This is a genomic window from Streptomyces sp. CA2R106 (genome assembly GCF_037034245.1).
Lineage (GTDB): Bacteria > Actinomycetota > Actinomycetes > Streptomycetales > Streptomycetaceae > Actinacidiphila.
In genome coordinates this window covers 40,329-55,687 of the sequence record NZ_JBAGKC010000038.1, presented here as the reverse complement: position 1 = coordinate 55,687, position 15,359 = coordinate 40,329, and the positions used below count along the sequence as shown (strand labels likewise).

The 15,359-nt window shown below is 72.3% G+C and carries 11 protein-coding genes; 6 read left to right on the top strand and 5 right to left on the bottom strand.

Features of this window, described 5'->3' with window-relative positions:
* The first annotated feature begins 1,401 nt into the window (after nt 1-1,401).
* Nucleotides 1,402-4,158 carry a lectin gene (locus WA788_RS32415; protein ID WP_335983642.1) on the top strand — a complete coding sequence of 919 codons (2,757 nt, stop codon included), beginning with the start codon at nt 1,402-1,404 and terminating at the stop codon, nt 4,156-4,158.
* A 584-nt stretch (nt 4,159-4,742) separates the two neighbouring features.
* Here WA788_RS32415 and WA788_RS32410 read toward each other — a convergent pair.
* The 3 genes from WA788_RS32410 to WA788_RS32400 all read right to left on the bottom strand — a co-directional run bounded on the left by WA788_RS32410 (nt 4,743) and on the right by WA788_RS32400 (nt 7,255).
* Nucleotides 4,743-5,861, bottom strand: a complete 1,119-nt coding sequence (locus tag WA788_RS32410; RefSeq protein ID WP_335983641.1) for a helix-turn-helix transcriptional regulator — start codon at nt 5,859-5,861, stop codon at nt 4,743-4,745.
* A 19-nt stretch (nt 5,862-5,880) separates the two neighbouring features.
* Nucleotides 5,881-6,336, bottom strand: coding sequence for a tellurite resistance TerB family protein (locus tag WA788_RS32405; RefSeq protein WP_335983639.1), 456 nt, complete (start codon nt 6,334-6,336; stop codon nt 5,881-5,883).
* Between the two features lie 343 nt (nt 6,337-6,679).
* Complete coding sequence (locus tag WA788_RS32400; RefSeq protein WP_335983636.1) at nt 6,680-7,255, bottom strand: TerD family protein; 576 nt, start codon at nt 7,253-7,255, stop codon at nt 6,680-6,682.
* 139 nt (nt 7,256-7,394) lie between these two features.
* Between WA788_RS32400 and arfB the strand changes: the two genes are divergently transcribed.
* Nucleotides 7,395-7,820, top strand: coding sequence for an alternative ribosome rescue aminoacyl-tRNA hydrolase ArfB (gene arfB / locus WA788_RS32395; protein ID WP_335983633.1), 426 nt, complete (start codon nt 7,395-7,397; stop codon nt 7,818-7,820).
* A 111-nt stretch (nt 7,821-7,931) separates the two neighbouring features.
* Here the strand turns inward: arfB and WA788_RS32390 are convergent, their stop codons facing one another.
* Complete coding sequence (locus WA788_RS32390) at nt 7,932-8,444, bottom strand: flavin reductase family protein (RefSeq protein ID WP_335983630.1); 513 nt, start codon at nt 8,442-8,444, stop codon at nt 7,932-7,934.
* Between the two features lie 334 nt (nt 8,445-8,778).
* On the opposite strand from WA788_RS32390, the gene cdgB reads away from it, so the two are divergent.
* The 4 genes from cdgB (at nt 8,779) to WA788_RS32370 (ending at nt 14,008) form a co-directional block, all read left to right on the top strand.
* Entirely contained in the window at nt 8,779-10,440 is a 1,662-nt protein-coding gene (gene cdgB, locus WA788_RS32385; RefSeq protein ID WP_335983627.1) for a diguanylate cyclase CdgB, read from the top strand.
* 336 nt (nt 10,441-10,776) lie between these two features.
* Entirely contained in the window at nt 10,777-11,979 is a 1,203-nt protein-coding gene (locus WA788_RS32380; protein ID WP_335983624.1) for a sensor histidine kinase, read from the top strand.
* Nucleotides 11,980-12,099: 120 nt separating this feature from the next.
* Complete coding sequence (locus WA788_RS32375; protein WP_335983621.1) at nt 12,100-12,861, top strand: response regulator transcription factor; 762 nt, start codon at nt 12,100-12,102, stop codon at nt 12,859-12,861.
* Between the two features lie 169 nt (nt 12,862-13,030).
* Nucleotides 13,031-14,008 carry a quinone oxidoreductase family protein gene (locus tag WA788_RS32370; protein ID WP_335983617.1) on the top strand — a complete coding sequence of 326 codons (978 nt, stop codon included), beginning with the start codon at nt 13,031-13,033 and terminating at the stop codon, nt 14,006-14,008.
* Between the two features lie 47 nt (nt 14,009-14,055).
* On the opposite strand, the gene WA788_RS32365 is transcribed toward WA788_RS32370, so the two are convergent.
* Nucleotides 14,056-15,195, bottom strand: a complete 1,140-nt coding sequence (locus tag WA788_RS32365; RefSeq protein WP_335983614.1) for a threonine aldolase family protein — start codon at nt 15,193-15,195, stop codon at nt 14,056-14,058.
* Nucleotides 15,196-15,359: the final 164 nt, after the last annotated feature.

Below are 15,359 nucleotides of genomic sequence, written 5' to 3'. Positions count from 1 at the left end.
GTGATGAAGGCTCAGCAGATCGAGGCATTCGCGCACGGGACGGTCGAGAGCGGCGTAGGGCCCGGCTGGAGTGCCGCGATGTTCACCCCCGACCGCCCCACCGCGAACGAACCGCTCGCGTATAGGGGAGAGCCAAGGTCGGCCGCTGGAGGTGACGAAGACGCGCACCCGGTCTTCAAGGTCATCGGGACGACCGTCCGCCGCGGGTTCCCCTATACCCGGGACGCCGCCAGGACACTACCTGGAACCACCGGCGGCTCTCCGCGAGTGCGTGTGCCCGGGCCCTACCCTGACGAAGGACGAGGCTTGAGCGGCAAGGTGGGCTGCCCACAGCCAATAGTGGGCCGGAAACCGGCCAACGACTACGGCTCGACATCTACGGGAGTCGCCTGTGCCCGGGCGCCCTCGTCGTCGAACCCCACCAACTCATGCCCCAGGGCGCCCTGCTTCGTCCGGCTCAGGGTCGACTCACGCTTATCGGCACCTCGTTGACGCGCTCAGCTGCTCGGCTGCTCAGCCGCTCACGCGCTCACGCGTCCAGCATCCAACTGCCGGGCGCCCGCGCGTCCACGTGTCCAGCCGTCCAGTTCCAGGCGCCCACGCGAGTGGGTGGACGGGCGCCCCGTACGTGGAAACAGCTCGCCATATCCCGGTCGAACCCTGACAACGCCCCTCCGTCCAGCCCTCCCCGCCCGCCCCCCGTTCCCACCCCGAATACATCCGATGGTGCCCCGGCCCCGCCCGGCTTGCCCCCCACGCGCCCCGAAACGCCAACGGCACTTCCGATAACGGAGGTTGCCGCGCGCGGCATCCACCCCGTGCCTGCCCCCGCATCAACCTGCTCCGCCAACGCTCTCCACCGGCGCCCTCCGCCAACCTCGACCGGCGCCTTCCACAGCTCCTCCGCCGCCGCCTCCCCCGGCACGCCGCGCGGAGTACCGCCGCCGTGGCCCCGGCCCGGGTCGTCCGTTCTCACCCGCACCCACCGCACCGCACCGCCCGGGTCGCCCGTTCCCACCCGCACCCCGCACCCCGCACCCCGCTGTCCCTGCCCCGCCCCAGGCAGCCCGCCCCCCCGCCCCACCCCCGCCGCACCCACCCCACCCGCCCGGGCCCCCAAGCCCCTCCCACGGCCCCCATTCCCTCATTGGTCCGACCGCTTGCCGACGTCATTGACGTGTCCCTGCCCGGTGGCTAACTTCGCCGAGAGCGCTCTCCTCTCGTCGGCGTCCGTAGGGCGCCCCTGAGCCCCGGAGTCCCCCCATGTACGCACTCTCATCGGTACGCGTTCCACCTCCGCACGGCTCGACAACGTTGTCCTATCCCGCTCACGACTCCGGAGTTGCGCTCCCGTGAAGCGGACGACGTTGCCGTACTTACGAACAGAGGAGAAAAACCGCGATGACACGACTGTCGAGACCACCCGGAGCTGCCGTGATCGGCGTGCTCGCGGCTGCGGCGTTGGCTGTGGCCGGGATGTGCACCCCCGCGTCGGCGGCCGGGAAGAAGGCCGCGCTGGTCACGTCGCCGGCCACGTTGGTCAACCCGTTGATCGGGACGTCGAACCAGGCTGACGACTTTCCGGGCGCGGATGTGCCCTTCGGCATGGTGCAGTGGAGCCCGGACACGCCGTCGCGTCCGTCCGGCGGCGGCTATGAGTACAACGACTCGTCGATCACCGGATTCAGCCTGACCCATATCTCCGGGCCGGGGTGCGGAGCGGCCGGTGACATCCCGGTGCTGCCGACGGTGGGTTCGGTGAATACCGGGGCGACGGACGCGTTCTCGCACGCGAACGAGTCGGCGTCCGCGGGGTCGTACAAGGTCACGTTGAACAATCAGGTGACCACGGAGCTGACGGCCACCACACGGAGTGGGATGGCGCGGTTCACGTTCCCGTCGAGCACGCAGTCGAACCTGGTCTTCAAGTTGACCGGCAGCCAGAACGGCGATTCGGCGACGCAGTTCACCAAGGTCTCGAGCACCGAGGTGAGCGGGCAGGTCACCAGCGGCCACTTCTGCGGGGCGGGGAACACCTACACGGTGTACTTCGACATGGTCTTCGACCAGCCGTTCGCCTCGGAGGGCAGTTCGGCGGTGAAGTCCACGGCCACCACTCCGAAGACGTCGGGCAAGGCGTCCAAGAACGCCGCGGAGCAGCCCAACAAGCCGGTTCTGCACGGTACGGTGCCCAAGGCAGACAGCGTGTCGCCGGACGCGTCCGCGTCGAACGGCTACGTCACGTTCAACACCACCTCCAACCCGGTCGTGCAGGCCAAGGTGGGTGTGTCGTACGTGTCGGTCGCCAATGCGGTCGCCAACCGTACGGCGGAGAACAGCGGTTGGGACTTCGACGCGACCAGGAACGCCGCACAGAGCGCCTGGAACAGCGAACTCGGCAAGGTGCAGATCGCTGGCGGCACCTCGGCGCAGCAGCAGAGCTTCTACACCGCGCTCTACCACTCGTTGCTGCACCCGAACGTGATCAGTGACACCAACGGCCAGTACTACGGCTTCGACGGCAAGACGCACACGGTGGACTCCGGCCACAGCGCGGCGTACGCCAACTACTCCGGCTGGGACATCTACCGTTCCCAGGCCCAGCTCGAAGCGCTGATCGACCCGAAGGCCGCGTCCGACACCGCGCAGTCCATGGTCGACGACTACGCCCAGACCGGCATCTTCCCGAAGTGGTCGGAGGACAACGGCGAGTCGTACGTCATGGTCGGCGACCCCGCGGCAGCGATCATCGCGGACTACCACGCGTTCGGCGCCACCCAGTTCGACACCTCCGCAGCCCTGACCGACCTGGTCGCGCAGGCGAGCAAGACCAACAACGACCGGCCCGGCCTGAACTACCTCACCTCGCCCGGGTACATGCCGCATGACGGCAGCTACGGCTGCTGCAACTTCTACGGCCCGGTCGCCACGACCCTGGAGTACAACACCGCCGACTTCGCGCTGTCCGCCCTCGCCGGCGCGCTCGGCGACAGCGGGGACCAGAAGACGTACGCCAACCGCGCGCAGGACTGGCGCAACGTCCTCAACCCGGCGTCCGGGTTCGTCGAGCCGCGCAACGCCAACGGCTCGTGGACCGGCGGCTTCGACCCCACCAGCGGCACCGACATGGTCGAGGCCGACTCCTGGATCTACACCGGCATGGTGCCCTTCGACGTCGCCGGCCTGGCCAAGGCCAAGGGCGGCAACGGCGCCATGAACGACTACCTGGACACCACGCTGCGCAGCTTCACCGGCGCCAACGGGTACGCCTGGGTCGGCAACGAGCCCAGCATCGAACTCCCCTGGGAGTACGACTACACCGGCGCCCCGTACAAGACGCAGGGCACGGTGCGGGCGATCCAGGACCAGATCTGGTCGAACACCCCCGGCGGTCTCGCCGACGGCAACGACGACCTCGGCGCGATGAGCGCCTGGTACGTCTGGGCCGCGCTCGGCATGTACCCCGAGACCCCGGGCACGTCCGACCTCGCCCTCGGCTCGCCGCTGTTCACGCAGGCCGTGGTCACCCTGCCGTCCGGCAAGACGCTCACCGTCAACGGCAACGGCGCCGCCGACAACGCTCCGTACGTGCAGTCCGCGGCGTGGAACGGTTCGGCCTGGAACAACGCCTACGCCCCGACCAGTGCGATCACCGACGGCGGCACCCTGGACTTCACCCTGGGTACCAGTGCCAACACCTCCTGGGCGACCGGGGCGTCCGCGGCCCCGCCGTCGTACGCCGGTGACACCACCGCGCCGGCCTCCCCGAAGATCGGTCCGCTCTCCTCCGCCGTCGCGTCGAACCTGTGCGTCGACGACGCGACGTCCGGCACCGCCGACGGCACCCACGTCCAGATATGGGGCTGCGACGGCACCTACGCGCAGGACTGGATCGTCGCCTCCGACGGGACACTGCGCACCCTCGGCAAGTGCATGGACGCCAACCACAGCGGCACCACCAACGGCACCCTGATCCAGCTGTGGACCTGCAACGGCAGCGGCGCCCAGCAGTGGACCGCGGGTGCCAACGGCTCGCTGGTCAACCCGGAGTCCGGGCTGTGCCTCGACGACCCGAACTCGTCCACGACCAACGGCACCCAACTCCAGCTGTACAGCTGCAACGGTTCGGCCGCGCAGAACTGGAAGCTGCCCAGCTGAGCAACGCCCCACCCGCACCCCCGCTCTACCCGCACACCCGTTCCACCCGCGCCCCCGCGCGCCCCGTCCCTCCGGGCGGGACGCGCGGAGGGCCCGCCCCACCGCCGAAACCCCGCGCGACCGCGTCGGCACGACGGGGTTCGGGTGTCCATATTGGCACGTGTCGCTTTTTGGACAACACCGCCTGCTGACGGGTGAATGCCCAGGTCGTGGCGGGGTTGGCGCCATGTGTCCGGGTCAGTGGCGACAAAAGGGCGCTAGGCACCGCACGGCCTTTCGGATATCAATTCATCACGGCACTTCGCGGCGTGACTCCCCGTCCCCGAAGTCGCCCAGGCGCCCAGGGCGCCGCCGGCCGCGGTTTCCCCGTATCGCTGCGGCCGGGCGCCGCCGAGGGTACGACCGGTCTGCTCGCCCGGTCTCCCGGGGGGGGAATCCTCGGTGGCCGCCATGCGGGGCCTTCCGGCCCGACGGCCCCGCACCGCCTGTCCCCGCGCGTCCACTGCGCGGGGACAGGCGCGTAAGCCGTGGCCCGCGTCATTCCGTCGAACGCCGGGGGAACCGCCGGTCGGCCGGCAGCCCCGTCACATGGGGGAGCCGGTGGCGGGAGGCCGGTCGCCGCCCCTACCTGGAGTGCCCGCACCGCCCGGAACCCGCGCGTCGCCGCCCCCGGCGGCTCCCCTTGCCCCCGTCCCGCGGTTCCTGTTCGGCGACAGCGCCCGCGCCAACTCCGGGTCCTGCCCGAGCTTCAGCCCCGCCTCGAAGCGGCTGCCGGCATGCAGCCGGTCCATCAGCTTGGACACCGCCCGCTGCACCGTGCGCCGGTGCACCCCCATCTTTCGGGCGATCTGGTCGTCGGTCAGCCCGGTGGCCATCAACCGGATCACCACCTGCTCCTGCGGAGTGAACGCCGTCGTACCGGAGTTGGAGGACACCGCGTCCGCCAGCGGCACGGCCCGCAGCCAGTAGTCCTCGAAGATCACCTGGAGCGGCCAGACCAGCCAGGTGCTGCGGACCAGCAGCATCGGCGAGCCACCCGGGTGGTAGGGGTCCGCCGGAAGGCAGGCCACGTCGCGGTCCTGGAGCAGGATGTCGAACGGGGCGTGGTCGATCAGCCGGACGTTGACGCCTGCCTCGGACAGCCGCTCGAGGTAGCGCAGGTGCTTCGGCGACTGCAGGATCTTCTGCGTGTAGATCGCGCGCATCTGGATGCCCCGCTTGAGCATCTCGGTGTCCTGCTCGAGGGACAGCTCCAGCAGTTCCATCGGCGGCATGGGACCCGGATGCAGCGAGTCGGCCGTGTTCTGCGCGGTCGCGTTCATGGCGGCGACCACCCGCACTTTGGCGCGGGGGTCGGTGATGGACTCGATCTCCACCTTGCTCGACACGCGCTCGACGGCGGGCCGGTAGGTGTAGAGCAGGGCCTGGGTCGCCTCGTAGAGCGACTCGGCCCGGCTCGCGTGGTCCTCGGCGGCGCGGTGGTACATGTCCATCGCGCGCACCAGCGCGGTGTCCGGCTCCACCGCCTCCAGTTGGCCGTCGGCCCTGCTGTGGACCAGGCCGAGGGCGTCGAGCCGGCGCAGGGCCGCGGCGGCCTGCTCCTGGTCGAGGTCCGCCGCGTCGCCCATCAGCGCCGGCTCGGCGCTGCCCAAGCGGCGCAGTGCCTCGTACACCGCGAGTGCCTGGTCCTCCTCATCCGGCATCCAGCCGGCCCTCCCCGCGTCAGAGGTCGAACTCCGCGGGGTTGAGGCCCACCGCGAAGCACGCCTCGCGTACCAGTCCCTGCTCGGACTTGTCGAACACGCCGTCCGCACCGCCGATGACGATACCGATCTGGATCACGGCCCGCGCCTCGGTGGGCTTCTTCTTCGCCTTGGCGACCTCCTGGAGGACGGCCACCTTGCCGAACTCGAAGTCCGCGGCGAGCCGGTTGAGGTAGTCCTCGAAACGGCGGTGGAGGTCGTCGGCCGGGAAGTTCTGGAGGACGTCGTTGTTGGCGATGAGCGCGGCCACCCGCTGCCGCTCCTCGGGCGCCACGTTGCCGTCGGCCGCGGCCACCAGCGCGCAGATCGCCATGCTGGCGTCGCGGAAGGCGCCGCTCTTCAGGTCGTTCTTCTTGGCGGTGAGCTGGGTCTGCATGTCCTGGGCGGATGCCTTGAAGCGGTCCCACAGTGCCATGGCGTCTCTCCTGAGCGTGTGTCGGTACGGTACGGGGCCGCGCTGCGGTCGTACGGTGCGTCGCTGTTTCCGTACCGGGAACTCCTCCCGACCGTAAAGGAGTTCCCAAGGGCGGTGCGGCGGGTGAGTGGGCGCCGGGGCGTTCTCCCAGGTACGCGCCCTGACCCGCCCCGGTTCGGCCTCGTTCGCTGTGAGCGAACAACCCGCACATGCGGGCGGCGTCCAGGCGGGCGAACGCACGAACGGCCCCCGCCGCACCGGCGTTGCCGGGCGGGGGAGCCGTCGGAGCGGGCGCCCTTGGCGCCTGGGCCCTCGAAGTCGGGGCCCCTGGAGCCGGGTCCGGTCAGAGGTTGACGCCGAAGTCGCTGGCGATGCCGGCCAGCCCGGACGCGTAACCCTGCCCGATGGCACGGAACTTCCACTCCGCACCGTTGCGGTACAGCTCGCCGAAGACCATCGCGGTCTCGGTGGCGGCGTCCTCGCTGAGGTCGTAGCGGGCGATCTCGGCGCCGCCGGCCTGGTTGAGGACGCGGATGTACGCGTTGCGCACCTGACCGAAGTTCTGGCTGCGGGTCTCGGCGTCGTAGATCGACACCGGGAAGACGACCTTGTCGACATCGGCCGGCAGCGCGGCGAGGTTGACGTTGATCTGCTCGTCGTCGCCCTCGCCCTCACCGGTGACGTTGTCGCCGGTGTGCACGACGGTCTGGTCCGGGCTCTGCTTGTTGTTGAAGAAGACGAAGAAGCCGTCCGAGTGGACCTTGCCGGTGGCGTTCACGGCGATCGCGCTGGCGTCGAGGTCGAAGTCCGTACCGGTGGTGGTGCGGACGTCCCAGCCGAGGCCGACGGTGACGGCGGTCAGGCCGGGCGCCTCCTTCGTCAGCGAGACGTTGCCGCCCTTGGTCAGGCTTACCGCCATGGGAAGTCCCCTTTGTGTGGTCGTAGGTGTTGCGGACGAAAGTACCGTCATCCGTCTGAACGCGGCGCGGGGTTCGTACGGTTCCGCTCCCGCCGGAAATCCCCGTGACGTGGCGCGGCGGACGCGCGACCATGGAGACATGCCCGGGCCACTGATCATCCGAGGCTCGGTCTCCGTCCCGGAGTCCGAGCTCATATGGCGCTTCTCGCGCTCGTCCGGACCCGGCGGCCAGCATGTGAACACCAGCGACAGCCAGGTCGAGTTGCGGTTCGACCTCGCGGCGAACGAGTCGCTGCCGCCGGTGTGGCGGGAGCGGGCGCTGGAGCGGCTGTCGGGCCGCCTGGTGGGCGGTGTGCTGACCGTACGGGCCTCCGAGCACCGTTCGCAGTGGCGCAACCGCGAGACGGCCGCGGCCCGGATGGCCTCGATCCTCGGGCAGGCGACCGCCCCGCCGCCCAAGGCGCGCCGCCCCACCCGCATCCCCCGGGGGATCAACGAGAAGCGGCTCCGCGAGAAGAAGCAGCGCGGCCAGACGAAGAAGGGCCGCAGCGGAGCCTGGGACTGAGCCGCCGCCGTCCGCGCCCGGGCCCGCCGTCCGCGCCCGGGCCGCCCGGTGACCCCCGCGCCCGACAGGAACGCCCCGCGCGCAGGCGCGAACGGCGCGGGTGCGCGGAGATCAGGCGAGGTAGCGGTAGCGCCCGCGGAAGTACGTGAGCGGGCCGCCCTCGGCGCTCGGCGTCCGCGCGGTCAGCACCCGCCCGATGGCGAGCACATGGTCGCCGGCGACCACACTCTGCTGGGTCTCGCACTCGAGTATCGCCAGCGCACCGCCGAGGACGGGGGCGCCGGACGCCTCGCCGCGGTAGTAGGCCACGTCCTCGAAGAGCAGCCGGTCGCTGATCCGCCCGCGCATCGCGAACCGCCCGGCGATGTGCCGCTGGCTCTCGCTGAGCACCGACACCGCCCACCGCGGCTGCCGGTCGAGCAGCTCCTCCATCCGGGACCCGACCCGCACGCTGACGAGCACCAGCGGGGGTTCGAGTGACACGGACATGAACGCGGTCGCGGTCATGCCGACGTCCTCGCCGCGCGGCCCGTCCTCCGGGTCGTGCGCGGTGATGAGGACGACGCCCGCCGACAGGCGTGTCATGGCGGCGCGGAAGTCGTCGATGCTGACGGTCTGGTCCATGGTGGTCCCAGGATGCCGTCCGGGGGGAGTCTGAGGCACGTCTCCCAACGGTACGGGCCGGTCGGGGGCGCCGGCATCGGGCGGGGGTCCCATCCGGCGCGGGTGCCGGGTCCTAGGACCTCCGGCCCGCGGTCCGCCCCCAACAGCCCACCCAGCTGTGTGACTTGAGTCACAAGAGGCATGAATTGTTGACCCTGTGTACCGACTGCACAGCTCGCTGTGATTCAGTTGCGTTGTAATTGGAAGACTGTGAATTACGGCGCGGTCGCTACGGCGGCCGGAGCATGGGAAACCTCGCTGGATTTGCCATCTGACCGTGGGGAGGTCGCCAGGCATGGACACCGAGTCGGAGCCGTACGTCCGTCTCGCGACCCTGCGTCAGCTCCACCAGGTCGTGGCGGACCTCAACACCGCGCGCAGCCTCGCGGACGCGCTCCAGGCGGTCGCTGACGGCGTCGTACGCGGCCTGGGGTACGAACTGGCCGCCGTGAACCTGGTCCGGCCCGACGGCGACCTCGTGGTGGCCGCGTTCGCCGGCAGCGCCGCGGGCGAGGCGCTGCTGTCCGGCCGGGTCGGCTCGCGCAGCTCCTGGGAGCGCCGGCTGGCCATGGGCGAGCAGTGGGGCACCCTCCGCTTCATCCCGCACACCGAGGGCTGGGTGCTCGTCGACGACGACGTGCCGCAGTGGCACACCGAGGGCCCGCCGCCGCGCTTCCCGGACGAGTGGCACCCCGGCGACCGCCTCTACGCGCCCATGTACGCCTCCCAGACCGTCGGCAGCGAGCTGATCGGGGTGATATCCGTCGACCGCCCCACCAGCGGCCGCCACCCCGGCCCCTGGGGCTGCGAGGCCCTTCAGATGTACGCCTTCCAGTCCGGCATCGCGATCAGCAACGCCCGGCTGCGGGCGAACATGCAGCGCGCCCTGGTCCGGCTGGAGCGCGACCAGCAGGCGCTGCGGGCCAGCGAGGAGAGCTTCCGGCAGGCCTTCGAGTACGCCCCCAGCGGCATGGCCATCGCCGAGATGGGCGGCGACCAGCACGGCAAGCTGCTGCGCGCCAACGACGCGCTGTGCCGCCTGCTGGGGCGCTCCGCGTCCGTCATGCGCCGCTACTCCTTCTCCGACCTGGTGCACCCCGAGGACGTCGGGGTCCTGCTGCGCACCTCCGCCGAGGGCGGCCGGGCCGAGCTGCGGCTCGCCCGGCGCGACGGCAGCTACGTCTGGGTGAGCCTGCGCAACTCCGTGGTCGCCGACACCACCGACGGGCCGCGCTTCCTGCTGACCCACGTCGAGGACATCGAGGAGCGCAAGAGCCGGGAGCTCCAGCTCGCCCACCGCGCCAGCCACGACTCCCTGACCGGGCTGCCCAACAGCGCCGAACTGCGCTCCCGGCTCTCCGCCCGGCTCTGCTCCCAGCCCCAGGAGCGCTCCGCCGCCGGCACCTCCGGGCTGCCCCCCGAGCCCGACGGCAACGGCGACGGGTTCGCCTTCAGCTACGGCTACGGGCCCGACGAGCTGGCCGCGCCGCTCTCCTTCGACTCCCACGTCCACACCGTCGCGCCCGACGAGAACGACGAGGAGGGCGCCGGCAAGGGCCTCGCCGTGCTCTTCTGCGACCTCGACGGCTTCAAGTCCATCAACGACCGCTTCGGCCACCACACCGGCGACGCCGTCCTGATCGAGGTGGCGCGGCGCCTGACCGGCGCGGTCCGCGACGGCGACACCGTCGCCCGGCTGGGCGGTGACGAGTTCGTGGTCCTCGCGGACGGGCTCGCCCCCGCCGACGCGACCGACCTCACGGTGCGGCTGCGCAACGCGATCATCCCCCCGATCCGCGTCGACGGCCGCGCCGTCCGGGTCGGCGCCTCCTTCGGCATCGGGTGGGCCGGCTGCGGTATGACCGCCGAGGAAGTGCTCCACTCCGCCGACCAGCGGATGTACGTCGAGAAGCGCTCCCGGGCGACCTCCCGGCCCAACCACCGCAGGGCCGGCTGACGCCGGCGCCGAACCGCCCCCGGGGTGCCTCCGCGGAAGACGGTCACCCTTCAGGGGCGCGGGGAACTGCGCGACCAGCCGTCGCCGGCCGGTGGTCCGGAGACCCGCCGCGGGGGCTGGGCCTGCGGGCCCGGCGCGCCACCGGAAGTGGCTGGGCGCGCAGTTCCCCGCGCCCCTTGTCGGTTGCCCTCGCCGCGGAGGGCGCCCGCGGGGCACCGCCGCCCGCGGAGGGCGGCCACGGGGCGGCGGGCCGGACCGGAGGTCCACCTTGGGGAGTAGCGGGGATCGCTCTGCGGGCTGACCCCGCGACGCTCAGCCGTGCCTACGCTGGGTTATGTGCAGCGCGTCTACGAGTTCCTCCGCAGACACCCGACGTGGGTCGACAGCTTCTGGGCCGTCGTCCTGCTCATGCTGTGCGCGCTGTGGATCATGGTGGACGACTCGCTGCACTGGTCGCAGCGCTACCTCGCGGTCCCGCTGGCCTTCGCCCTGTGCGCGGTGGTCGCGCTGCGCCGCAGGGCGCCGGAGCGGCTGCTGCTGGTCGCGTTCGCGGTCGGCCTGCTGCAACTGGCCCTGAACGTGCAGCCCAACCCGAGCAACATCGCGTTCCTGGTGATCATCTACACCTGCGCGTCGAACGGGGCCCGCTGGTCCTCCCGGCTCGCCCTGACCGGGGGCCTGGCCGCCGGCCCGCTGGCGATGCTCCGCTGGCCCCAGCACAGCGAGTACTCCACCGTGTGGACGACGCTGCTCCAGACGTTCTTCCTGACGGTCATCTACGCGCTGTCCTGGGTGATCGGCGACCGCCTGCGCACCCGGCGGGCGTACTACGCGGAGCTGGAGGAGCGGGCCGCGCGGCTGCACCGCGAGCGCGAGGCCCAGTCGAAGGCCGCGGTGGCCGCCGAGCGGGCCCGGATCGCCCGGGAGCTGCACGACGTGGTGGCGCACAACGTGTCGGTCATGGTCGTCCAGGCCGACGGCGCCGCCTACGTGCTGGACGCCGCGCCCCACCAGGCCAAGGAGGCGCTGTCCACGATCTCGACCACCGGGCGGCAGGCGCTCGCCGAGATGCGCCGGCTGCTCGGGCTGCTGCGGGCCGGGGACGACGCGGGCGGGGAGTACGTCCCGCAGCCCGGGGTCGACCAGCTCGCCGACCTCATCGACCAGGTGCGCGGCGCCGGGCTGCCGGTGCGCTTCGAGGTGGCCGGGCAGGCCCGCCCGCTGTCCAGCGGCGTGGAGCTGACCGCGTACCGGATCGTGCAGGAGGCGCTGACCAACGTCCGCAAGCACGGCGGCGACGGGGCGAGCGCCAGCGTGCTGCTGGGCTTCGGGGACGCCGCGCTCGACCTGCTCATCGAGGACGACGGCAGGGGCGCGCGGCAGGAGCTGTACGCGCAGGGCGGTCAGGACGGGCTCGGGCAGGGGCTGATCGGCATGCGCGAGCGCATCGGCATGGTCGGCGGCACCCTCACCGCGGGGCCGCGGCCCGGCGGCGGTTTCCGGATCAGCGCGGTGCTGCCGCTGCGCGGCGCGGGGTGAGGCCCGCGGCCCGCCCCGGCTGCTGCCCGTACGCACCTGCCCCGTCCCTCCCCGCCCCCGCCTCGCCCCCTCCCCGCAAGTCCCGGAAGTCCCCGCAAGTCCCCGAAAGGACCCGATCCGATGGCGATCCGCGTCATGCTCGTCGACGACCAGGTGCTGCTGCGCACCGGCTTCCGGATGGTGCTCGCCGCCCAGCCGGACATGGAAGTCGTGGCCGAGGCGGGCGACGGCGCCGAGGCGCTGGAGGTGCTGCGGCACACCCGCGTGGACGTGGTGCTGATGGACGTGCGGATGCCGCGGATGGACGGCGTGGAGGCCACCCGCCGGATCTGCGGGGGCGACCGCGGCACCACGGACCGCGGCACTGACCGGGGTACGACGGACCGCGGTGCTGCCCCGGACGCGCCCCGTGCCGAGCCGGGCCCCCCGCGCGTGCTGATCCTGACCACCTTCGACCTCGACGAGTACGCCTTCACCGCGCTCAAGGCCGGTGCCAGCGGCTTCATGCTCAAGGACGTGCCGCCGGACGAGCTGCTGACCGCGATCCGGGCCGTGCACAGCGGTGACGCGGTCGTCGCCCCCAGCACCACCCGGCGCCTGCTGGACCGCTTCACCCCGATGCTGCCCACCTCGCCCGAGCCGGCCGCCGGGGCCGCCGCGACGGACCGGCTCACCGACCGCGAGCGCGAGGTGCTGCTGCTGGTCGCCCAGGGCCTGTCCAACGGCGAGATCGCCAGGAAGCTGGTGCTGTCCGAGGCGACGGTCAAGACGCACGTCGGCCGCATCCTCACCAAGCTCGAACTGCGCGACCGGGTCCAGGCGGTGGTGCTCGCCTACGAGTCCGGCCTGGTCCGGGCCGGCGGCGGCGCGCCCGGAAGGTGATCTTCCGGTGAAGGTCGGGAACAACCGTGCTGTGCGGGGGAGTTCAGGGGGAAGAATGCAATCCGACCGACTGACCCACCGGCACCACCCGTACCGGCCACGGACCGACCGCCGGCGCCGCGCCGTCACCACCTCGGCAGGGTGGCCGACCAGCTAGGGGGAGCACCACATGCGCGCCATCGTCATCGAGGAGTTCGGCGGCCCCGAGGTCCTCACCCTCGCCGACGTGCCCGAGCCGCACCCCGGAACCGGCCGGATCACCATCGACGTCGCCTACGCGGGCGTCAACTTCGCCGACATCCTGGCCCGTACGATCGGCTACCGCGTGACCGGCCTGCCCCACCGGCCCGGGCTGGAGGTCTCCGGCCTGGTCCGCGAGGTGGGCGAGGGCGTCGACGGCTTCACCCCCGGCCAGGAGGTCGCCGCCTTCCTCGACGGCGGCGGCTACGCCGACATCGTGGACGCGCCCGCCGCCGCGGTCTTCGCGCTGCCCGGCGGCGTCGACCTGCGCACCGCCGCCACCATGCCCAGCGTCCTGCCGACCGCCTACGCCCTGCTGCACGAGGTGGCCAGGCTCCGCGAGGGCGACACCGTCCTGGTGCAGGGCGCGGCCGGCGGGGTCGGCACCGTCGCCGGCCAGCTCGCCCGGGCCGGCGGCGCCAGCGCGGTCTACGGGGTCGTCTCCAGCCTGGACAAGGCCGAGCACGCCCTCAAGTCCGGCTACGACCAGGTGTTCACCGCTGACACCTTCGACCAGGACGTGCTGGCGGCGACCGGCGGCCGCGGCGTGGACATCGCGCTCGACTCGGTCGGCGGCGAGACGTTCCGCCGTACACAGGCGGTGGTCGCGCGGTTCGGGCGGCTGATCTCCTTCGGCAACGCCGGCGGGGAGGAGTCGTGGCAGGTCGGCCCCGCCGACGTCATGGCGCCCGCCCTGTCGGTGGGCGGCTTCTCCATCCTGTCGCTGGCCGCCTCGGACCCGGCGCTGCTGCGGCTGATAGCCGACCGGGCGTTCCACACCGTCACCGAGGGCGGCGTGGAACTCCCCGTCAGCGCGGAGTTCCCCCTCGAGGAGGCCGCGCGGGCACACGCACTGGTCGAGTCGCGGACCAGCACCGGCAAGCTCCTGATCCGGGTGGCCGGCTGACCACCCGGCCGCCCGGCCGCCCGGCCGACCGGGCCGCTTCCGGGGGTTCAGCGAAGGCGTGCGGCGAACTCCGCCGCGGCGGCCCGCACCTCGGACTCCGTCCACTCCAGGGCCGATTCGCCCACGGTGACCTCGGCCATCGACAGCCCGGGCGGCCCGGGCTCGGAGAAGCGGCGCAGGCCGAACAGGCTGGTGCCGGTCTCCTCGGCCATGCGCAGCCCGGCGTCGTCCAGCGCGTCCGCCGGGTACGGCAGCCACATCTGGAACTGGTGGGTGTGCGGCTCGGCCGGGTGCGTCAGCGGCACCGCCACCCCGGCGTCCGCCAGGCCCTCGCGCAGCGCCCGCGCCACCGTCTTCGCGTGCGCGACGTACTCCGGCAGCCGCGGCAGCACCCGCTCCAGTCCGGCCAGCGCGGACAGCGCCGCCGGGAACTGGTGCGCGATCTGGCCGCCGTAGCGGTGCCGCCACGCCTTCGTCTCCGCCACGAAGTCCGCGGGGCCGGCGAGCGCGGCGCCCGAGAGCCCTTCCAGGGACTTGTAGAAGCTGACGTACACGCTGTCGGCGAGCCCGGCGATCTCCGGCAGCTCCCGGCCGAAGTGCGGGGCGCACTCCCACAGCCGGGCGCCGTCGAAGTGCACGACCGCGTCCCGCTCACGGGCGGCGGCCACCGTGGCCTCCAGCTCCTCCCAGGTCGGCAGCACGAACCCCGCGTCGCGCAGCGGCAGTTCCAGCATCAGCGTGCCGAATGGCTCGCCGAGGTCGCGAATTTCGTCCGCCTCCGGCAGCCGCCGCTCCCGCGTCGGGTGCACCGTACGCAGCCCGCTCACCGTGCTCAGCGCGTCCCGTTCGTACATCTCCGGGTGCGCCAGCGGGTGCAGGGCCACCACGGAGCTGCCCGTCCGCCCCGCCCACGCCCGCAGCGCCGCCTGCTGGGCCATCGTGCCCGTCGGGAAGAACGCGGCCGCCTCCGTGCCCAGCAGTGCCGCGACCCGCGTCTCCAACTCCGCCACGACGCCGTCGCCGTACATGTCCGCGGGTGCGTCCAGATCCACGCCCGCGGTCTCCGCGTCCCGCGCCAGTTGCGCCGACCACTCCCGCAGGGTGCGGTCGTGGCCGTCGCTCAGTACCCGCGTACACGCCTCCACGGCCGCCCGCCGCCGCTTCCGTAGCTGCTCCGTCGTTTCCATCCCCAAAGTGTGCGCTGCCGTGACGGGACCCTCCGGGGTGCCCCCGTGCTGTCGGCCGAGGGACCACCTGCCGGTGGGTGGCTTCCCCTCCGGGGTGCCCGGTCCCGTCGGTGCCGGGATCTTGGCGGTGCGTCGTGGCTGGTCGCGCAGTTCCCCGCGCCCCT